Here is a 19814-nt window from a genome sequence, read left to right on the forward strand (position 1 = left end):
CTAATGACTAATGACTAATCAAAATCCTGCTCTTGGGTCTGGCTGAGATTGCAGGTATTTGAGAAATTCGTGTAATTCTTCTTCAGTTAGCAAAGTCCGCCCGCGCTTACCGTAGGTTTTAATCAAATGCTCCCGCCCCTGTTCTGGTGTCCAACCTAAACGCTGGATTTCGACATCAGTTTTAGCAATTACATTTGATAAATCCTCAAAAGACATTTTGGGAATTACCTTATTTGATTTTTTTGAGTATGTAGAGAAATTTTGCAACTCTTTATATTCTGCATCAAGAACGCTAGAGTATTCTACTGTAGGTTGAGATTCTAAATATTTGGGTAATTCTAATAATTCTTCTTGGGTAGGCGAATTCTGACTTTGCTTGCTAGAAGTTGTTATGACATACTTCTGTTCTTCCTCTTTCATCCAACATAACCGTTCGATTTCAGCATTAATTTGCCCATGCTGTTGTGTCCAACATAACTGTTCGATGTCAACATTAATTTTGGCAGTCACAACTCGATCTAATGGTTGAGATTCAAGGTATTGGAGGAAGTCTAGTAATTCTAATTGTGTCAGTAAAGTACGCGATCGCTTCCCATAATTTTTTATCAGATGTTCCCGTCCTTGGTCTGTTGTCCAGCCTAATCGCTGCATTTCAACGTCTGTTTGAGCAATTACTTCAGAAAAATTCACAGGTTCCATAGCTTCGTTACTGTTTCAAGAGCCGATGTTATTAGTCATTAGTCATTACAAATGACTAATGACTAATGACTAATGACTAATCAAAATCCTGCTATTGGGGTCTGGCTGAGATTGTAAGTATTTGAGGAATCCGTGTAATTCTTCTTCAGTCAGCAAAGTCCGCCCCCGCTTACCGTAGGTTTTAATCAGATGCTCCCGTCCTTGTTCTGGTGTCCAGTTTAAACGCTGAAGTTCGACATCTGTTTTAGCAATTACATCTGATAAATCAACTGGTTCAGCTTTTTTCTTTCTCTTTCCTGTCACTGACGGGGTAGTGGCATTTTCTTGAGGGCTGTAACTCCGGGGTGTAAATGGTGTGACATTGTTGGCAGAAATTGCCGGAAAGGTTTGATTTTCTGGCTGGTTATCAAAGTTTATTTCCAAGTTCTCAACTGGAGGATCGAATTCTAGCTCCCGGTTGGCAGTCATCGGATTTTGACCTAAATCTTGGCTATAGGTATCGCTTGCTAGGGGCGCAGCATTGCTATACCCGTATTGTTCCTTACTACTTGTTACTACTTCTGGTTTGATGTTCCGTTCTTTGGAAGGCGGTATAGAGATTTCTTTGTCGCTGACTGCTGGCCACTGACTACTAACAAAATTCTCATTTTTTGCAGAGGAATAAGCAGCAGGCTCATTCAATCCACCTTTAATATTTAAGTCAGGATTTAGCTGTGCTGGCGAAACTGGATTTGAGGTCAACGCGATTGATTCTGGTGGCGCGTTTGTAATACCCAAAACTATCAGCGCCCTGTTTCTAGCTTGGTCTTCTGCTGCTTCTACTGTTTCTGCTGCTGCCATACCCGTAGCACGGGTTACGCCTTCAATTTGCACGCTTGCCCGAACAATATATTTTCCTTGAAAAATTTGCACTAATTCAGAAATCAAACTGCCCTTGGGATACAAGCTCTGGAATTGAGCCAACATAATACTGCTACCAATCTAAATATTTTTAATAACGGGGTTGATACTGCCTGTATATTCAAGCGAGATCGGCTGCCCTTACTTTAATTTACATCCACTCGATACCCTTTCCTGCCTGCCAATATTGTATTTATTCATTTTTAATTGCCTACTATGTATCATCAGTTTCTTGGCAGGCAATGAGTAGGTATAATTTTCTGCTCTGAGCCGTCAAGGTAATATTCTTGCTTTGGGGACTTCCAGAGAATAAATTAATCAATTTGTTTAAATGATATTCTTCTTTCTTCCCCTGCTCCCTGCTCCCTGCTCCCTGCTCCCCTGCTCCCCTGCTCCCCTGCTTACACAGTAATTGATTATTTTTTTAATTGGAAGTCCCTTGCCTGGATGTCCTAATTGTAGCAGTAGCTCTTTTTTGACGAAATTTTTGGTCAGTGCTAACTTATCTGGGTAGTCTTGCTTGCAATGCTATACTGATTAGCCAACTCTATATCTAGAACTATTTTCTGGAAGTGCGCTCTAAATCTACAATAATGGAGATAAGGTTCGCCCTCGCTGCTTATTAAGCTGCTTACCTAATTGTTACCGATTCTACATGTGGGAAAATTGGGTTCACCAGCAGTTCCTTTTAGTTAAAAATCAGAGTCTAATGGCGTAAAATTACCTTCTCTCTAGACAATCAAACACCTGTACTTTCCACGCCACTTGCTTTACTTGGGGAGACCTCAGATGCTCGCAGACTCGCTAAGGCTTTTAGCGTCTCTCCTTGGAAAAGACCCTCCGGGTTCGGCAGTCCCCAGACGCTCGATAACTCGCTAACGCTGCGCTATCGACGGGAACCGCCAAAACTGGGGCTACCTCACAGCAGTGGCTTCCTTGCATAGCGCTTTTGGGCAGTATGGATTCTCTAAACCCAGCTTCTTAAAAACCCGTCGCGTAATTAACTAGCGGGGCTAAATTTTAATCAGGCGTGCAATCTTAAGTTTGGTTAGGTGAAGGAACTTGAACGCAGGCGAATTCTGAGAGCATCGTGCAGTGAGAAGTTCGTAAACGCCCAGAGTTGTCCGTGGGTCGGCTTCTTTGCCAAGGAACTGCGGGAGTAGTTTCCCGCTTTTACTGGGTCGGGCTTCCTTTCCTTAGAACTTAGGAAGCTTGCTTCAGAGCAATTAGTTTCCAGCTTGTTTCTGTAAGCCGTGAGAGTATACAGAAAAGAACCAGATTAAACAACAAATGATGTTTTGACCAAAGGGTCGGTTCACTGCATGGAATTTTCAATCGCTACACTCCTTGCCAATTTCACCGATGATAAATTGGTAGCTCGGAAGGTTTTAGAAAAGAAACTTGGCTGTGAAGATGAAAAAAGTTTACAAAAACTTCACATTGCCTTAGATGTTCTGGAAAAAATCGGTATTTTAGTAAAAGAACGGGGCAAGTACCGTCGTGTCTCAGAAGAAGGAATAATCGAGGCAAAACTCCGTTGTTCTAGTAAAGGCTTTTGCTTTGCTATTCAAGATGTGGAAGGAGCCGAGGATATTTACATCCGCGAAAGTCATCTGAGTAATGCTTGGAATGGCGATCGCGTTTTGGTAAGAGTTCTGAAAGAAGGCAGTCGCCGTCGCTCTCCTGAAGGAGAGGTGAAGTTGATTCTCGAACGCTCTAACCACACTTTACTGGCACGAATTAAGCAAGTAGAAACTGGTTTTCGGGCTGTGCCTTTAGACGATCGCTTACTGTTTGAACTCAAGATTCAACCTAACGGGGCAAAGTTAGAAGAAGCGATCGATCATTTGGTTCATGTGGAAGTTTTGCGTTACCCGTTGGCACAATATCCTCCCCTTGGTCGAGTGGTGCAAATCCTCGGTAGTGATGCCGAAGCTGCTGCTGATATAGATTTAGTTACGTGCAAACACGACCTTTCCCGGACTTTTCCAGATAATGTTCTAGAAGCAGCTGCGAGGTTGCCCAAAAAGCTCCTCAAAGCAGACCTGAAAAATCGGCTAGATTTACGTAATTTGTTTACTCTCACGATTGAAGGAGTAAATAGCGATACCAAAATTATAGAAAACGCTTTTAGTTTAGAAAAAAACTTAGCCGGAAATTGGCTTTTGGGCGTTCATATCACCGATGTTTCTCACTATGTCCAACCTGACGAAGCCTTAGATAGAGAAGCACTCAAACGAGGCAAATCAGTGTATTTGGGAGAATTGGTGTTGCCAATCTTGCCCCCAGCTGTAGCAGAACGCTGTTCTTTAGTACCTGGGAGCGATCGCTTAACTATCTCTTTTTTAATTACTATCGATCCCCAATCGGGAGAAGTGCTGGAATGGGAAATTCAACCCAGTGTAATTAACGTCGAGACTGCACTAAGTACAGAACTTGCCCAAGCAATTCTCACAGGTGAAGCTGAAGATAAATCATCACAGGTTTTCCAAATCCTGCAAGACCTCCAAGCCTTGCAAACAGCCGTGAAACAGGTACGATTAAATCGTGGTAGCCTCCAGTTGAATCTGCCGCCTAGCCAAAACGCCTATTATGATGAGGGGATTTTAGGCGCTGTGGTGGTGAATGATTTGCCAGTGCGATCGCTACTCACGGAGTTGGTGCTATTAGTTAATCAACTGTTTGCAACTCACTTAAATGCTCTTGGTGTTCCGGCTATCTGGCGAGTCCAAGGCACACCTGATGTTGAAGATGTCCAGGAAATGCTGAAATTGGCGGTCAATTTAGGCGTTGACCTCACATTAGATCCGGAAGTTGATATCCAACCCTTAGATTACCAACATTTGACCACAGCTTTTGCTGAATCTCCCTCCGAGCAAGTTCTTACTTACTTATTACAAGATACACTGAAACCGTCTGCATACAGTACCACCAAAGGATCTCACTTTGGTCTGGCACTACCGCAATATGTTCATTTTAGCGCTCCCTTGCGGCGGTTCCCAGATTTGCTGATGCAGAGAGTGTATTACACGCTACTGGAAAACGGACGCGATCGCCGCAATACCCGTGTCAGAGAGCGCGTTAACCTCCGCCACTCCTCCAGCCATGAGGAAATTAACTGGAACGTTTTACCCCCAGAATTGCAACAAGAACTGCAAAGCGATTTGACCAGGGTAATTGTCCAAATCAACGACCGAGAAAAAGAAGTCCAAGAAGCCGAAGCCGATTTAGCCGGACTGCAAAAAGCCCAACTGATGAAGCAGCGCATCGGTCAGGTATTTCAAGGCGTGATTACCGGGGTTCAATCCTACGGTTTCTTTGTGGAAATTGAAGTACCAGCAGCCGAGGTGGAATCCAGCAGTAATCCTGGTGTGCCTTTGCGGGTAGAGGGATTAGTACACGTCAGTTCTCTCAAAGATGATTGGTATGAATATCGCGCCAGACAACAAGCACTATTTGGGCGCAAAAATCGCGCTTCTTATCGACTAGGCGATCGCGTCGCCGTCCAAGTTAAGAGTGTCGATTACTACCGTCAGCAAATTGATTTGGTAACAGTCGGTAGCGATGGCATTGCCAAAGGTTTAACTGGCAATGATTCCCGTGAAGACCTTTCAGACCTCTACTTACCAAATGATATGGAGCCTGATGACCTAGATCCTTACTCTGAGGATGAGTAAAGTGAAAAAGCAGAGGAGCAGGGAGCAGGGAGCAGGGGAGAAAAACCACGCCACTTACGCTTGTTGCTCTCAACCAAGGAAAGAATGAGAGCAACGGTGCTTTCGCCTACGGCGAGGTTTGTACCTTTCCCCCTGCCCCCTGCCCCCTGCCCCCTGCCTCTTATAAACTACAAATTACGTGTCAAATAACACCAAACCTTTAATTTTAGGCGTATCGGGCGCATCTGGTCTGATTTACGCTGTTCGCGCGATCAAATTTTTGCTAGAAGCGGAGTATAGCATTGAATTGGTTGCCTCTAAATCAACTTACATGGTTTGGCAGTCAGAACAGGAAATTCGGATGCCACCAGAACCAACCGGGCAAGAACAATTCTGGCGAGAGCAAGCTGGTGTTGCACTTGCCGGTAAACTCCGGTGTCATCCTTGGAGCGATGTCGGAGCCGGAATTGCCAGCGGTTCCTTTGCCACTCTGGGGATGATGATTATTCCATGCAGCATGAGTACAGTAGCAAAGCTAGCAGTTGGCTTGAGTTCCGATTTACTAGAACGGGCAGCGGATGTCCAACTCAAAGAAGGGCGAAAGCTGGTTATTGTCCCGCGTGAAACGCCTTTTAGCCTCATCCACCTGCGTAACTTAACTTCTTTAGCAGAAGTTGGAGTGAGAGTTGTCCCCGCTATTCCTGCCTGGTATCACAATCCCCAAACCATCGAGGATTTAGTTGATTTTGTAGTTGCCCGTGCTTTAGATCAACTAGATATTGACTGTATTCCAATTCAGCGGTGGCAAGGTCGTCGCTAACACCCTGAGTGGATTTATTGTAAATTTCACAATAGTCCTAAAAAGGTAATGATAGAGATGGCTGATAGTGTCAGTAGTCAGTGAAGAGTAATTAACGAATAATATTCAGACTGATAACTGACCACTGACCAAAGAGGCAGGGGAGTAGTGAGCAGGGGGCAGAGGGAGAAAGATTCTGGAATTCTCGGCTCTATTAGGGTCAATAAATTTATTTATGAGGTTTTCCCCCTGTCCCCTGCCTTCTGCCCCCTGCCCCCTTTCCTCTTCAGTAAATGACAACTGACAAAATTGCTATGGCTGTAATTCGCTTAATTCTATTGGTGGCAGTACTGGGAGGACTAACGCTGTTATTAGTCCAAAATTTCTCACCTGCCCTATCGCTAGTATTTTTGGGCGTGCGAACTCAACCATTACCACTAGCGATATGGATTTTGTTCAGTACTGCCACTGGTGCTTTCACATCGATATTGATTGCTACCTTATTTAATTTATCCAATTATTTTGTGGCAGGACAACGCCAAACTTCTAATAGAGCAACCGCCCCTTCAAGTCGTGCGAAGGCAACTCAAAGACAAGAACCGACATCTCGCCCTGCTAATCCTCCACCACCAGCTAGTAAAAGAGAAGAGCCTAGCAGTGAGGAATTTGATGATTGGGAGACAAATAGCAGTAGAGATGATGATTGGAACTTTGATGAAAAGTCAGAAGAAGCATCTATTCCTAATTCTCAGGCTCAACAACCTAGAGACTCAACAACTTACGAACGTCAATCAGAAGCCAAAAGCAGCTCTCGGTCTGGTTCAGTTTATTCCTACAGCTACCGCGAGCCAAAAAATACGGCAGTAGGAAAAACTGAATCAATTTACGATGCTGATTACCGAGTAATTATCCCCCCTTACCAGCCGCCAACTACCAATCAAGCCGATGATGATGATTGGGAATTTTTTGAGGATGATGATGATTTTGAAGATGATGGTAAACGCCCCCGTCGGTGAGATGTAGCAGGCGACATCTCTATTTAATGCCACACCGCTCTCTAGACTCCTGCTTGACCTTACCAGTCATGGCGGCTTCCTGCAAAGTCATGAAAGCATTAAAATCTTCCAAGTCATATCGAGTAGTCAACAGTTGTCGTAGTTGATCTTCAGCTTCAACTGTCAAATAACCAGTTGCTAAAGCTCTTTCTACAACGTCACGAATTCGAGTCATGGTTGACACCTCATTCATTCTATATTTATTCATTCAGGCTTATTGGGGTGGAATATGCAGTAGTCTTTGTGTCTAAACTTCAATTTCTTTGCAAGTTTTTTTTGGGCGATCGCGGTAAATCAGTCATTATTTACACCTTTATTAAAAACATTTAATTGAGCGAGTCTTGTTATAACTGAACTTTTAGAATAACGACCCTGTGCTGTTAGAAACACGGTATTGTGTATACTTAAAATTATCCATCAGAGTAAAAACCCTGATTATTCAGATAGACAGATATTGTTTGGATAAAGTTTCAAACAAGCTAAGTTAATTTTTTGGTTAAGCATAGGCATTATTATGCAGCAATTACCTAGTTACTTCCGAAAAATTACTACATTCCTAAGAAATTCATCAGTTATTACTGATGGAAATTTCCGAGAAGAATCGTTAATTTACTGCCTAAGTTACTTTAAATACATTAATAACGGTAATTATGTCATTTCGTTCCTCTTAAAATAGAAGATGAATTTGCAGATTTTAAAACTAATTGCAAGTTACAGCAGTTTTCGTTTACATGAAGTACAAAATCATTGGTTTTGAGGCAGGAGGCAGAGGGCAGTTCTTGCTGGAGGGAGAAGAATAATTTGATTTGTGAGTTTTTGGTTCTGTACCTCACTTACCTGCAATCTGCTGTATAAAAGTTATAAGTAAATTTGAGATATACAAAGTGAAAAACTTTGATATCTGTTGAAAATAAATTTATTGAGGTTTATTTTGTTTTTGTATGCCTGCGAAAATTACTAATATCGGCATCAAGTCGTAGTAGTAAACTATTAGAGTTTGCGCGATTATATATCAAACTCCGTATTTTTAAGTTCTAGATTGAATCGTTGAGTTTATAATTTAAAACTGTGACTCAGCACTCAAAACTTATAATTGGAGCGAAGCAACTGGTGAGCAGCTTATTAAAAGGAGTCAACCTGTACTTAATTGGTATTATGGGCGTTGGTAAGACGACAGTAGGGCGCTTACTAGCAAAAGAACTGGGTTATGGGTTTGTAGATACCGATGATGTAATTGCCCAAGCAACAGGTAAATCTATCAATCAGTTATTTGCGCAAGTTGGTGAAGCTGGATTTCGCCAGTTAGAAAGCGACGTACTTTCACAAGTTTGTGCTTTTACAAAGTTGACTATAGCAACTGGTGGGGGCATTGTATTGCGGCAAGAAAATTGGAGTTACTTGCACCACGGCTTGATAGTGTGGCTAGATACGCCAGTGGAGATAATTTACAGTCGTTTAGCTGAGGATACCACAAGACCACTGCTACAAGATGCCGATCCTAAAGCTAAGTTGCGATCGCTCCTCGAACAACGAACACCACTTTACTCTCAAGCCGATTTGCACATCATCGAGCGAGAGGGAGATACACCTGAAGATGTTGCCAAGCGAATACTTGAGGCAATTCCTAGTGTGCTGAAAAAACCTGTTTCTCATTAGGAAGACTCAAATTACCAAATTTTGCTCATCCGCAGGATAAACCCTGGTAATTCTGGATTGCCACTAACTGCTTCGGGATTATCCAAAATTTCAACTTCTCGATTCGGACGGTAAATGTAGACTTTTCGATTCTGCCGATCGATTAACCAGCCTAATGATGCACCGTTATCGATGTACTCCTGCATTTTCTCTTGTAATTTTATCAAGCGATCGCTAGAGGATCTCAACTCAATCACAAAGCTGGGACAAATTGGTGCAAACGAAGCTTTTTGTGAATCTGTTAAGGCATTCCAGCGCTCCAGTTCAATCCAAGAAGCATCAGGGGAAGGCATCGCTCCATTGGGTAGTGTAAAACCTGTACTGGAGTCAAAGCCTATGCCAGTGCCATCTTGTTCAGTCCAATACCCAAGCTGTGCAGCAATGTTAAAGTTACGGTTGCCCGTATCTGAAAAAGCTGGTGGCATAATGATGACTTCCCCATTAGCAGTGCGCTCGATTCGTAAATCTCCATTGGCTTGGCAGAATTCGTAGAACTGCTCATTCGTCATCTGCACCAGCCAGGGGAAATTTACCGTTAGGGGTGTGCTTTCAGTTTGAATTAGCAGCGTGGTCATTTTCATTCCCTAGCTTCAAAGCTATACTCTTCTAGCCCGTTTTATATTTAATTCCAGTTACCTAGTTATCATGGCTCTGTGCGAACTCCTGTCTCAGTAATTTCAGCCTGTGGATAGAAACAAATTTGCATTGCTAACTCTATGAGCTTTTCTAGTTCGAGTCCTTTAGCATACTGCGCCATGTTCCAAAGGCGAGGAATCCAAGTATTATGAGACTTATACATTTGAATGTATTTCTCTGAAACAGCCTTTATAGTCGTTTCCCTATCACCAGTACTCAAGATATTCGCAACAAGCTCTTTTGTATTAGGTTCCCAAACTGCTCCCCAACGGCCATCATTGCAGTCAGCATCACCCTCGTTGACTACCATACGCAATGATATTAACTTAGCATCCGATCCAAAAATATCAAAGTCAAACCAGTAATACTTTCCGACCTGACCAAGATAGCCGCTACTGTATCGAGCATTTTCTATGTGGTGTTCAGGGGTATTAGGACAATCAATGTATGCATCCGTACTACAGTTACCTAAAAATGAAACTGGACGAATTGGAATGACCATTTCATCTTCATTAAAGATCCCTTCTCTATTAAAAGCCTGCCTTATCCATTGAGGTAGCTCTCCTGTTTCTAAAGCATATTCAATAGGTGAAAGTTTTTTGATACAGGTTGGCCACATAGCTTCCTTGTTTTTCTGCTTAGATACATCTGGGTCATTTTGACAAGCGATCGCCTTTTTCGCCAGCCTGGTTGGTTAGTATTCTAAAAGCTTTTGCTAATAAGCATTTAAAAAGGCTATCAATTGGTTGACATTGGCAAGTCAAGAAAATTATTAGAGTTAGTATAGTACAAACATACTCAACTTTGGCATCAGAGATTGTGACGAGTTACAAAGTCTTCTACACTGACTGCATAGGTTTTAACTCTCTCTGTTAGGCTCCTCATGACGGTCAACGATTCTGAATACATCAGGCAAGCTGAAGCCACTCGTGTACGTGTACTCAGCGAAGCACTACCTTATATTCAACAATTCACAGGTCGCACTGTTGTTGTCAAATATGGTGGCGCAGCAATGAAAGATAGCGCACTCAAAGACAAAGTTATCCGCGACATTGTATTCTTATCCTGCGTGGGCTTGCGTCCGATTGTAGTCCACGGTGGCGGCCCAGAAATTAACAGTTGGTTAGATAAGCTGGGCATCGAACCACAATTTAAGAATGGTCTGCGAGTCACTGATGCCGCCACAATGGATGTGGTGGAAATGGTTTTAGTTGGTCGAGTTAATAAAGAAATTGTCTCCTTGATTAACCAAGCTGGTGGATTGGCTGTAGGACTTTGCGGTAAAGACGGTAATCTATTTACAGCCCGTTCCCAAGGTGAAGAAGGCATCGGCTTTGTGGGGGAAGTCACCAATGTGAATATCAAGATTTTGGAAACCCTCGCTAGCAATGGCTATATTCCGGTAGTCTCTAGCGTCGCCGCAGACGAAACGGGACAAGCTTATAACATTAACGCCGATACCGTAGCCGGGGAAATCGCTGCTGCATTAGGGGCAGAAAAGTTAATTTTACTGACTGACACCAGTGGAATTTTAAAAGATTACAAAGACCAATCTACTTTGATTCCGAAAGTAGATATTCGTGAAGCCCGCGAGTTGATTGCTGATGGTATAGTTAGCGGTGGGATGATTCCCAAAGTGAATTGTTGTGTGCGATCGCTTGCTCAAGGAGTCCGTGCCGCACACATTATCGATGGTCGCATTCCCCACGCCCTGTTACTAGAAATCTTTACTGATGTTGGGATTGGGACGATGATTCTCGGTTCGCAGTTTACCTATTAGAGTGCCGAGTGCTGAGTGAGAAGTGAGGAGTGAGGAGTAAAGAGTTCTTATTATCCCCTCATCTCCCTACTCTACCGAGGATAGGTAATAATAACTCGCGATCGCCCACCGCTAAATGGTGTACGAGGCCATGAATTATTGATAATTACTGGATTAACTAGGGTTGAGTCTCGAATTGTTGGATCGATCGGCGTGAAATTTCTCACGTTTTGCCTGAACTGGGGATAGGAATAATCGCGGTAATGATTGCGTTGTGGTATCAGTCCTGTTGTCGGGTCTACAAGCATAGGCGTAGGAATCGGACTACCATAAATAAAGGAACCCACAGAAGGCGACGATCGCCTGACTCCATAACCACCATCATTCACGAATGCGCGCTGGGCGGAATGCGATCGCCTGACTCCATAACCACTATCAATCACGAATGCGCGCTGGGCGGAAGCTGGAGCAATGCTTACACCCATCACTGCTAAAGTCATACCTGCTAAGAGCCAATTCAGTTGCGAATGCTTGATTTTCAACATAATTTTGCTCACCTGCATTTGATACCGGAATTTTTAATCAAAAAATAGTCGCAGCTACTTACTTAAAATTTTAGAAGTTTATCCACTTTCAGATTGCCAGCTTTTGAAAAGATTCTAAAAAGATTGCTGGCATTGGCAAAATGAAAATAGTGCTAATTTTTGTATAAGACGTGAATACAGAAAGTCTAGAAATTGCTAAAACCCGCTACCAGGCTGGGAAAGTTGCCTTTGAGAATGGGCAATACCGCAAAGCCGTAGAAAATTTAGAAAAGGCCAGCGCTCTATTAGCTCGTAATTCTCGTCTTGGGGGCGAAGTAGAAATTCATCTAGTGACAGCTTATGAAGCGGCTGGACGCACGGATGATGCGATCGCTCTTTGCGAAAGACTCAAACGCCATGCCCATTTTGAAATCAGCAAACAAGCGCGGCGGATGCTTTATATATTAAAAGCACCAAAGCTGAAAAGACCCCCAGCGAATGGATGACCGAAATCCCCGATTTGGGCGCATTAGCCGATAATGAACTCAAAATTTCTGTACCTGCTAAGTCTACTAAATCTTCTGGGGAGCAAAAGCCAAAACCTGCCGAGCGAGAATTTGTTGACCTCAGTCAGGTCAATACCAGAGATAATCGCTTTATCTGGGTGGCGCTAATTGCCATTGGTTTAACCATCTCGTACTTGGTTTGGTTGAATTTTTCCGGAACTCCTAGCTGATAATAATTTTGGATTTTGGATTTTGGATTTTAGATTCTTGTGGTTTATGCTTCACCCAGAAGGGTTGAGGCATGAACCAAAATCCAAAATTTAAAATTTTTGAGCTTTATCCGTTTATCAGTGGGGTCAATCCAAAATCCAAAACTTGTACTGAGCGAAGTCGAAGTATTTAAAATCCAAAATCTGTTGACTTTTGGGGAGATTTATAGTTATGAATTCTTCAATTTTCGGAAAGATTTTCTTGTGGTTAGTCAGATCGTTTAATTTCGTGTTGGCAAATATGAAATTGCCCTCACGACTGAATGGTCGAAATCGAATGAACCGAGTCTTTCCCATCCGAAATCCTATTCTGTGGCTCGTGCTGTTAACATCTCTGCTACTGACTGGCTGTGTGAAGTACGATGTGGGGCTTAACTTTGCCAACTCAAATAGTGGCGAACTAGTACAGCATATTAAGTTGGGAGAACGGCTAACCAGTTTTAGCGGCGATTCGGTGTATGAGTGGTTAAAGAGCATAGAACGCCGCGCCCGTCAACTTGAGGGTAAAGCACAGCGAGTTTCCCCAGAAGAAATCATCGTCACAATTCCTTTTAGCAGTGGTAGGGAATTGCAAGAGAAGTTCAACGAATTCTTTAACTCTCGTGCGAATCAACCCTCTGAGTCTGTACAGAGCGAATCTGGCTCAGAACTGCCGAAAATTGAATCAAACATCCTCTTGGAGGAGAATGATTTTTTACTTTTAGTCCGCAATCGGTTGATTTATGATTTGGATTTGCGATCGCTCTCTCTAATTGCCAGCAAAGGTAATGTTCTGGCGAATGCTGGTTCAATTCTTGATTTGGAATTTAGCTTGAAGACTCCTTGGGGAGCCAAAAATATTCAACTAACTGAAACTGCAATTGAGCCAGAAAAAAATGGCAATCAATTAGTGTGGAAACTCCAGCCTGGTGAGCTAAATCACATAGAAGCTATTTTCTGGCTTCCTAGTCCCCTTGGTATCGGTGGGTTGTTAATTATCCTGTTTGTCTCAGGAGGATTGTACTTGAGATATAATTTCATGCCAGATCCCAGAATTCAGTTTCCTCCTAAAGCAGCAGCAATCCAAGAACAGTAGACTATTTATCTGTTAAATATTGTTAGCGAAGCCGATGGAAAATGCATCGGCTTTTTTACCTTTTCCCCAGCTTTTTGTAAAAATGAGTCATAGCGAATTAGCTAAAGAAATTGTTCGTGTTTCCTATTTAAAAGGCGAGTTTCGGTTACGTTCTGGTCAGATATCTTCTCATTACTTTGATAAATATCAGTTTGAATCTAATCCTTTGTTACTGAAGCAGTTAGCTAAAGAAATGGTAAAAAAGATTCCACCAGAAACGGAAATTCTAGCCGGACTGGAATTAGGGGGAGTTCCTTTAGCAACAGCAATTTCATTAGAAGTTGAATTACCAGTTGTCTTTGTTCGGAAGACAAAAAAAGAATACGGTACTGAGAAAATAGCAGAAGGAATTGATATCCAAGGAAAAAAATTGTGTATCATTGAAGACGTGATTACAACAGGTGGTCAGGTTGTAAAAAGTACCGAAGCGTTGCGTAATGAAGGAGCGATCGTAGACTTTGTACTCTGCGTAATCTGGCGCGGAAGAACGGAAGACAACAGCCTTGAAAAAGCTGGTATTCAAAAACTTCCTCTATTTGATATGAAAGAGCTTTCGGTGTGGATGGAACTGTCTTGAAGTCCACAATTAAAATATCTTAGACAATAGCCCTAAAAATACTTTACTTTACTTTAGTAACTAGTTACTTTTAGTATCTGATGTAATGCTTTGAAATAAAGATTCAAAAAAAGTAAAAGCATAAATCCTTGTTAATCAGGAGATATTTGTGGTAAAGATTCTACATATTGATTCCAGCCCCCGTGGTGAACGATCGCACTCCAGAGAATTATCTAAGGAATTCGTCAGTGCTTGGAAAGTAGCGCATCCTGAAGATGCGATCGCCTATCGAGATTTAGGGCATCACCCAGTTCCTCACGTTGATGAAGCTTGGATTGCGGCGGCATTTTCACCACCAGAAACCCATACCCCAGAATTAACTGAGGCACTTAGGATTTCTAACGAACTGGTTGATGAGTTTTTGGCAGCCGATCGCTACGTCTTTGGAGTGCCAATGTATAACTTCAATATACCTTCCACCTTTAAGGCTTACATCGACCAAATCGTTCGTATTAACCGGACTGTTGCCTTAGATGCTCAAGGTTTTAAAGGGTTAGTCCAAGGCAAAAAAGCAGTGATCATCACAGCTCGCGGCGGTGACTTTAGCGCCACATCTCCTTTTCTTGCCTACGACTTCCAAGAACCCTACTTGCGGGCAATTTTCGGCTTTATTGGGCTTACAGACATTCAATTTATTAACGCCAACAGCCTGAATGAAGGTGATGCCCGTACCCAATCTCTATCAGAAGCAAGGGCAGCAATTCAAGATGCGATCGCCCAGTGGTAATGTGATGCGGGGCATTGGGAATTGGGTATGAAGAAGAGACAAGGTAGACAAGGAAGAGGGGGAAGACTTGGGAGAGACTTGTTTAAGAATTCCCCCTTGTCCCCTTGTCTCCTCTGCCCCCCTGCTCCCCTGCTCCCCTGCCCCCTGCTCCCTGCTCCCTTGCTTCTTCTTCAGGGTGACAACCGCTCAATCTTCCAAGTGCTATTATCTAAACGGCTATAGAGCAAGCGATCGTGCAGACGGCTAGGGCGTCCTTGCCAAAACTCAATTTCTGTAGGGATAACTCGTAAGCCGCCCCAATGAGGTGGTCGAAGAATCTCCTGATTTTCATGTTTGCTTTGAAACTCCTGCAAGCGTCGCTCTAAGACTTCTCGACTTTCTATGACCTCGCTTTGATTAGATACCCATGCACCCAGGCGACTGTTAGCTGGGCGACTGTGAAAATATTGGTCAGACTCAGTTTCGGAAACTTTCTCCACATACCCCGAAATCCGGACTTGACGTTCCAGTTCTGCCCACCAAAAAACTAAAGCGGCCTGGGGGTTTTCTGCTAATTCTTGTCCTTTGTGACTATTGTAGTTAGTAAAGAAGGTAAAGCCTCGTCGATCAAAATCTTTAAGCAGCACCATTCTGGCTGAAGGCTTACCGTCTGGTGTGGCTGTGGCAATGGTCATGGCATTCGGTTCAGGGAGTTGTGCGGCAAGTGCCTGATCGAACCATTTTTTAAATTGGATAAAAGGATTGAGTTCTACTTCGAGTTCGCTCAAGCCTTCCAAGGTGTAGTCTTTGCGAAGGCCAGCTACAGTTTTGTCCATTGTGATTTGTTTCCTTGCTATCAGATACGCTTATATATATCTTTGTTAAAAATATCTATGATGATAATCAGTGCCATCAAGAATTTTACAAATTCTCTCAAGAAATATTTAAAATAGGTTGCCTCAGATGCGCCGTTCAGCCTCCCTTCAACGCTTATTAATTTATGGTCTGAGCGGTCCGATTATCGCTCTCAATATCTGGTTGCTGTCTGTGCTTTTTCGCTATTTCCAGCATCCCATTACTGTCTTGAGCATTGCGACGATTCTGGCTTTCCTCCTAAATTACCCGGTTAAGTTCTTTGAACGTGCCCGGATCACCCGTACTCAGGCGGTGATCTTAGTTTTACTGGCAACATTAACTCTGCTGGGAATTTTAGGTGTTACCCTAGTACCCTTGATCGTTGACCAAACAATCCAACTGTTAAATAAGATCCCTGATTGGTTAGCAGCCAGTCAAACAAACCTAAGGCAATTTGAGATGCTGGCAGAGAAACGACATTTGCGAATTGATTTGAGTGTTGTGAGCAGTCAAATCAATGCCAACATTCAAAATGTAGTGCAACAGCTAGCTTCTGGTGCAGTAGGATTTGCTGGAACACTACTTTCTGGATTAGTTGACTTAGTGTTAGTCATTGTGCTTGCATTTTATATGCTTTTATATGGCGATCGCGTCTGGTATGGTCTAATCAATCTTTTGCCCTCTAACATTGGAGATCCCCTCACCACATCTTTGCGCTTAAATTTTCAGAACTTCTTCCTTGGACAGTTATTACTAGGACTGTTCATGGTGCTAACTTTGACACCAATATTCTTAGTGATGAAAGTGCCCTTTGCCCTGTTGTTTGCCATCTTAATCGGTATTTCAGAACTCATTCCCTTTATTGGGGCGTCTCTCGGTATTGGTCTAGTGACAATTTTAGTACTACTGCAAAATTGGTGGTTAGCAGTTCAAGTTGCGATCGCGGCAATTCTCATGCAACAGCTTAAAGATAACTTGTTAGCTCCCAGAATACTCGGCAATTTTATCGGACTCAATCCCATTTGGATTTTTGTAGCTATTTTGATGGGATTTGAGATTGCTGGCTTGTTAGGGACAATTGTTGCTGTTCCAATTGCTGGTACTATTAAGGGCACTTTCGATGCGATTAAGAGCGGCAAGCCGAGTGATTTTGTCTCAACTGTCACTATTGCCCATGATTCGCCTCCTGATTAAGGGAGCAGGGGGGCAGAGGGGACAAAGGGACAAGGAAGACAAGGGGACAAGGGGGACAAGGGGGAATTATTGAACAAGTCTCTTTCTTATCTCCCCCCTCTTCCTTGTCTACCTTGTCTCTTCTCAATGCCCAATGCCCCATGTCCAATGCCCAAGATCAAAAGTTGCACAATCTAATCTCACAATTCACAATGGTGATCGATTACAAATTTTAGAGGATATTGCTAGCAGGCAATTTCTGAAAAAAGAAGCGCAAGCGAATGTATAGAGTATACGCTTTGCCAATAGTCAATTAGTTTAGTCTTGAATTTACAGTCTTTTGATTCTCATTAATTAACTTAGAACCTATTGATGGAAGCTTCCGAGCTGTTAGAAACAATCACATTTTTGATTTACCAAGCCGAGCAAGGGGAAATTGATCCTTGGGATGTCCAAGTGATCGAGGTGATTGACCGCTATTTAGAACTGATGGCACCGGGGGCAATAACAAGAGGCTATGAAGCGGACTTGTCTCAATCTGGACAGGCATTTTTATCAGCATCAATGCTGGTATTATTCAAGGCAAATACCTTGATGCAATTGTCAACAGTAGAAGATGCACAAGATGGTGTAGAAGATGATGCTCTATTGTCAGATGAAGACGGTATATTACATCAGGGTCATCGTCTACCCTTAGAACGGCAATTACGTCGTCGTCCAGCAGCGATGCCACCACCAAAGCGCCGGGTGACTCTGCAAGAATTAATTGAGCAATTGCAGATTATGGCTAACCAACTGAAACTGGTAGAAAAAGTCAGCAAACCGATTCGTCCCAGGCGTCAACCTAGCGTTCAAAGTATGCGAGAGGCGCTGGAGTTAGCTCACCAAGAAAATCTGACAGAAGTCGCCACAGAACTGGAGCAGGTATTGAAATTGTCGACAAGAGAGCTAAGTTTAGAACAAAATTGGTTGAATTTAGAACAACTTGTAGAATTATGGACTAAGACAAAACTTCTTAACCAAAATGGCTCTGGACATGGGTCTGGACATGAGTCTAAACACAGTAACCTAGTTAGCGTTTTCTGGGCACTACTATTACTCTCGGCTCAATCGAAAGTAGAGCTATTTCAAGAGGATTTTTATCATGAAATTAAAATTCGCTTAACTAGAGATTCAGCTAATATCGGCAAACCTTTTGAGAATCCGATGAACTAAGTCCATGAAGAGTGCTGAGTTCCGTTAGCGGATAGCTAAGGTTCAGCCCGTGCTGATTTGAAAGGAGTCGAAGTGAAGCAGAAAGCAAAGTGAGTCTTTGGCATCAAGATTTCAGGCTTGCTTGTGAGAAAAATAGGAATTTATTTTATGGGATTTTCCTCCTGGCTCCAGTATAGCTGCTGCCTAGATTGTCATAGATTTTTGATTCAGCCCCAAAATCCGAGTAAATTGAAAAGATAAGCGATCGCTTGTCATCTAAGTATATCGATGGTTGTAATAAACGCTAAGTTCCTGTTATCCCTATTCTGGGGGATGACTTAGAGCAGAAATCAAAACTGATGATTAAGTATCACTCGATGAAAGTAAACTGGCTTGTGGTTGAGGAATAAATTTTTATGAAAGCGATGATTCTCGCGGCTGGCAAGGGTACTCGCGTGCGTCCGATTACGTACACTATGCCCAAGCCGATGATGCCCATCCTGCAAAAGCCAGTGATGGAGTTTTTGCTAGAACTGTTACGCCATCATGGATTTGACCAGATTCTAGTCAATGTTAGTCATTTGGCTGAGGAAATAGAAAACTATTTCCGTGATGGTCAGCGGTTTGGGGTGCAAATTGCCTATTCCTTTGAAGGGAAAATTGATGACGACGGAAAACTGGTGGGGGAAGCGATAGGTTCTGCTGGAGGAATGCGGCGCATCCAAGACTTCTCACCGTTTTTTGATGATACCTTTGTAGTTTTATGTGGTGATGCTTTAATTGACTTGGATTTAACTGCGGCAGTTAAATGGCATAGAGCTAAAGGGTCGATCGCTACTATTATCACTAAATCTGTTCCGAAGGAAGAAGTTTCTAGCTATGGTGTGGTTGTGACTGACGAAGAGGGACGTGTCAAAGCTTTCCAAGAAAAACCTTCAACTGAAGAAGCCCTCAGCACCAACATCAACACAGGTATTTACATTTTTGAGCCAGAGGTTTTTAACTATATTCCCTCTAATGTTGAATATGACATTGGTAGCCAATTGTTTCCCAAATTGGTAGAAATCAAAGCCCCCTTTTACGCCATTCCTATGGACTTTGAATGGGTAGATATTGGTAAAGTCCCAGACTATTGGCGGGCGATTCGCGGCGTGCTGCTGGGTGAAATCAAAAATGTGCAAATTCCTGGTCATGAAGTCGCCCCTGGTATTTACACTGGCTTAAATGTCGCCGTAAATTGGGACAAAGTGGATATTACAGGCCCAGTTTATATTGGTGGGATGACGAGAATCGAAGACGGAGCTAAAATTGTCGGCCCAGCCATGATTGGCCCCAATTGTTGGATATGTAGTGGTGCAACAGTGGAAAACAGCGTCATTTTTGAATGGTCGCGCCTGGGCCCTGGAATCCGGTTAGTCGATAAGCTGGTATTTGGACGTTATTGCGTAGATAAAACCGGCGCTGCGATCGATGTTCAAGCTGCTGCTTTAGACTGGCTGATTACCGATGCCCGTCAGACACCGCCATCACATACCCCTGTTGAGCGACAAGCGATAGAGGAATTGTTGGGGACAAATACAAATTAAAGTTAGGAGTTAGGAGTTTGGAGTTTGGAGTTTGGAGTTATTATTTCATGTTTCCCTCTTCACTTGTAACTT

18 protein-coding genes and 1 pseudogene are annotated in these 19814 nt (G+C 42.9%); 12 read left to right on the forward strand and 7 right to left on the reverse strand.

Annotated elements, in window-relative coordinates; genetic code table 11:
- Positions 1-18: 18 nt before the first annotated feature.
- Both NSTCB13_RS20505 and NSTCB13_RS20510 read right to left on the reverse strand, forming a co-directional pair.
- Positions 19-699 carry a hypothetical protein gene (locus NSTCB13_RS20505; RefSeq protein WP_448267582.1) on the reverse strand — a complete coding sequence of 227 codons (681 nt, stop codon included), beginning with the start codon at positions 697-699 and terminating at the stop codon, positions 19-21.
- 69 nt (positions 700-768) lie between these two features.
- Positions 769-1665 carry a hypothetical protein gene (locus NSTCB13_RS20510; protein WP_448273658.1) on the reverse strand — a complete coding sequence of 299 codons (897 nt, stop codon included), beginning with the start codon at positions 1663-1665 and terminating at the stop codon, positions 769-771.
- A gap of 1256 nt (positions 1666-2921) precedes the next feature.
- Here NSTCB13_RS20510 and NSTCB13_RS20515 point away from each other — a divergent pair.
- The 3 genes from NSTCB13_RS20515 (at position 2922) to NSTCB13_RS20525 (ending at position 7070) form a co-directional block, all read left to right on the forward strand.
- Positions 2922-5276, forward strand: a complete 2355-nt coding sequence (locus NSTCB13_RS20515) for a ribonuclease R family protein (protein ID WP_448267584.1) — start codon at positions 2922-2924, stop codon at positions 5274-5276.
- 178 nt (positions 5277-5454) lie between these two features.
- On the forward strand, positions 5455-6075 hold the full coding sequence (locus NSTCB13_RS20520; protein WP_179065018.1) for a flavin prenyltransferase UbiX: 621 nt from the start codon (positions 5455-5457) through the stop codon (positions 6073-6075).
- A gap of 293 nt (positions 6076-6368) precedes the next feature.
- Positions 6369-7070, forward strand: a complete 702-nt coding sequence (locus NSTCB13_RS20525; RefSeq protein ID WP_448274199.1) for a LapA family protein — start codon at positions 6369-6371, stop codon at positions 7068-7070.
- 19 nt (positions 7071-7089) lie between these two features.
- On the opposite strand, the gene NSTCB13_RS20530 is transcribed toward NSTCB13_RS20525, so the two are convergent.
- On the reverse strand, positions 7090-7284 hold the full coding sequence (locus tag NSTCB13_RS20530; protein WP_289797223.1) for a hypothetical protein: 195 nt from the start codon (positions 7282-7284) through the stop codon (positions 7090-7092).
- Positions 7285-8219: 935 nt separating this feature from the next.
- On the opposite strand from NSTCB13_RS20530, the gene NSTCB13_RS20535 reads away from it, so the two are divergent.
- Positions 8220-8765: a shikimate kinase gene (locus tag NSTCB13_RS20535; protein WP_448274200.1), complete on the forward strand. Its 546-nt coding sequence runs from the start codon at positions 8220-8222 to the stop codon at positions 8763-8765.
- Between the two features lie 11 nt (positions 8766-8776).
- Here the strand turns inward: NSTCB13_RS20535 and NSTCB13_RS20540 are convergent, their stop codons facing one another.
- Both NSTCB13_RS20540 and NSTCB13_RS20545 read right to left on the reverse strand, forming a co-directional pair.
- On the reverse strand, positions 8777-9379 hold the full coding sequence (locus NSTCB13_RS20540) for a Uma2 family endonuclease (protein ID WP_448273659.1): 603 nt from the start codon (positions 9377-9379) through the stop codon (positions 8777-8779).
- A 68-nt stretch (positions 9380-9447) separates the two neighbouring features.
- Complete coding sequence (locus tag NSTCB13_RS20545) at positions 9448-10059, reverse strand: hypothetical protein (protein WP_448273660.1); 612 nt, start codon at positions 10057-10059, stop codon at positions 9448-9450.
- A gap of 264 nt (positions 10060-10323) precedes the next feature.
- Between NSTCB13_RS20545 and argB the strand changes: the two genes are divergently transcribed.
- Entirely contained in the window at positions 10324-11220 is an 897-nt protein-coding gene (gene argB / locus NSTCB13_RS20550; RefSeq protein WP_322692735.1) for an acetylglutamate kinase, read from the forward strand.
- A gap of 71 nt (positions 11221-11291) precedes the next feature.
- Here the strand turns inward: argB and NSTCB13_RS20555 are convergent, their stop codons facing one another.
- The gene (locus tag NSTCB13_RS20555) at positions 11292-11744 is read right to left on the reverse strand and encodes a hypothetical protein (protein WP_448273661.1); all 453 of its coding nucleotides are present in this window, start codon (positions 11742-11744) and stop codon (positions 11292-11294) included.
- A 170-nt stretch (positions 11745-11914) separates the two neighbouring features.
- Here NSTCB13_RS20555 and NSTCB13_RS20560 point away from each other — a divergent pair.
- The 4 genes and pseudogenes from NSTCB13_RS20560 to NSTCB13_RS20575 all read left to right on the forward strand — a co-directional run bounded on the left by NSTCB13_RS20560 (position 11915) and on the right by NSTCB13_RS20575 (position 14955).
- Positions 11915-12459 (forward strand): annotated as a pseudogene (locus NSTCB13_RS20560) (tetratricopeptide repeat protein).
- Between the two features lie 211 nt (positions 12460-12670).
- Entirely contained in the window at positions 12671-13573 is a 903-nt protein-coding gene (locus NSTCB13_RS20565) for a DUF3153 domain-containing protein (RefSeq protein ID WP_448273662.1), read from the forward strand.
- 34 nt (positions 13574-13607) lie between these two features.
- Positions 13608-14189 (forward strand): orotate phosphoribosyltransferase, encoded by a 582-nt coding sequence (gene pyrE / locus NSTCB13_RS20570; RefSeq protein WP_445630998.1) that lies wholly within the window; start codon positions 13608-13610, stop codon positions 14187-14189.
- Between the two features lie 148 nt (positions 14190-14337).
- Positions 14338-14955 (forward strand): FMN-dependent NADH-azoreductase, encoded by a 618-nt coding sequence (locus NSTCB13_RS20575; protein ID WP_445630997.1) that lies wholly within the window; start codon positions 14338-14340, stop codon positions 14953-14955.
- A gap of 170 nt (positions 14956-15125) precedes the next feature.
- On the opposite strand, the gene pdxH is transcribed toward NSTCB13_RS20575, so the two are convergent.
- The gene (gene pdxH / locus NSTCB13_RS20580) at positions 15126-15770 is read right to left on the reverse strand and encodes a pyridoxamine 5'-phosphate oxidase (protein ID WP_322692728.1); all 645 of its coding nucleotides are present in this window, start codon (positions 15768-15770) and stop codon (positions 15126-15128) included.
- A 127-nt stretch (positions 15771-15897) separates the two neighbouring features.
- Between pdxH and NSTCB13_RS20585 the strand changes: the two genes are divergently transcribed.
- The 3 genes from NSTCB13_RS20585 (at position 15898) to NSTCB13_RS20595 (ending at position 19742) form a co-directional block, all read left to right on the forward strand.
- Positions 15898-16983 (forward strand): AI-2E family transporter, encoded by a 1086-nt coding sequence (locus tag NSTCB13_RS20585; protein WP_448273663.1) that lies wholly within the window; start codon positions 15898-15900, stop codon positions 16981-16983.
- 351 nt (positions 16984-17334) lie between these two features.
- On the forward strand, positions 17335-18177 hold the full coding sequence (locus tag NSTCB13_RS20590; RefSeq protein WP_448267595.1) for a segregation/condensation protein A: 843 nt from the start codon (positions 17335-17337) through the stop codon (positions 18175-18177).
- A gap of 395 nt (positions 18178-18572) precedes the next feature.
- Complete coding sequence (locus NSTCB13_RS20595) at positions 18573-19742, forward strand: sugar phosphate nucleotidyltransferase (protein ID WP_445630994.1); 1170 nt, start codon at positions 18573-18575, stop codon at positions 19740-19742.
- Positions 19743-19814: the final 72 nt, after the last annotated feature.

The organism is Nostoc sp. DSM 114160 (assembly GCF_053470305.1).

Coding starts and splice junctions, on each gene's coding strand:
- NSTCB13_RS20505 (WP_448267582.1), bottom strand. CDS start 699: ATGGAACCTGTGAATTTTTCTGAAGTAATTGCTCAAACAGACGTTGAA.
- NSTCB13_RS20510 (WP_448273658.1), bottom strand. CDS start 1,665: ATGTTGGCTCAATTCCAGAGCTTGTATCCCAAGGGCAGTTTGATTTCT.
- NSTCB13_RS20515 (WP_448267584.1), top strand. CDS start 2,922: ATGGAATTTTCAATCGCTACACTCCTTGCCAATTTCACCGATGATAAA.
- NSTCB13_RS20525 (WP_448274199.1), top strand. CDS start 6,369: ATGGCTGTAATTCGCTTAATTCTATTGGTGGCAGTACTGGGAGGACTA.
- NSTCB13_RS20530 (WP_289797223.1), bottom strand. CDS start 7,284: ATGACTCGAATTCGTGACGTTGTAGAAAGAGCTTTAGCAACTGGTTAT.
- NSTCB13_RS20540 (WP_448273659.1), bottom strand. CDS start 9,379: ATGACCACGCTGCTAATTCAAACTGAAAGCACACCCCTAACGGTAAAT.
- NSTCB13_RS20545 (WP_448273660.1), bottom strand. CDS start 10,059: ATGTGGCCAACCTGTATCAAAAAACTTTCACCTATTGAATATGCTTTA.
- argB (WP_322692735.1), top strand. CDS start 10,324: ATGACGGTCAACGATTCTGAATACATCAGGCAAGCTGAAGCCACTCGT.
- NSTCB13_RS20555 (WP_448273661.1), bottom strand. CDS start 11,744: ATGTTGAAAATCAAGCATTCGCAACTGAATTGGCTCTTAGCAGGTATG.
- NSTCB13_RS20565 (WP_448273662.1), top strand. CDS start 12,671: ATGAATTCTTCAATTTTCGGAAAGATTTTCTTGTGGTTAGTCAGATCG.
- pyrE (WP_445630998.1), top strand. CDS start 13,608: ATGGAAAATGCATCGGCTTTTTTACCTTTTCCCCAGCTTTTTGTAAAA.
- pdxH (WP_322692728.1), bottom strand. CDS start 15,770: ATGGACAAAACTGTAGCTGGCCTTCGCAAAGACTACACCTTGGAAGGC.
- NSTCB13_RS20585 (WP_448273663.1), top strand. CDS start 15,898: ATGCGCCGTTCAGCCTCCCTTCAACGCTTATTAATTTATGGTCTGAGC.
- NSTCB13_RS20590 (WP_448267595.1), top strand. CDS start 17,335: ATGGAAGCTTCCGAGCTGTTAGAAACAATCACATTTTTGATTTACCAA.
- NSTCB13_RS20595 (WP_445630994.1), top strand. CDS start 18,573: ATGAAAGCGATGATTCTCGCGGCTGGCAAGGGTACTCGCGTGCGTCCG.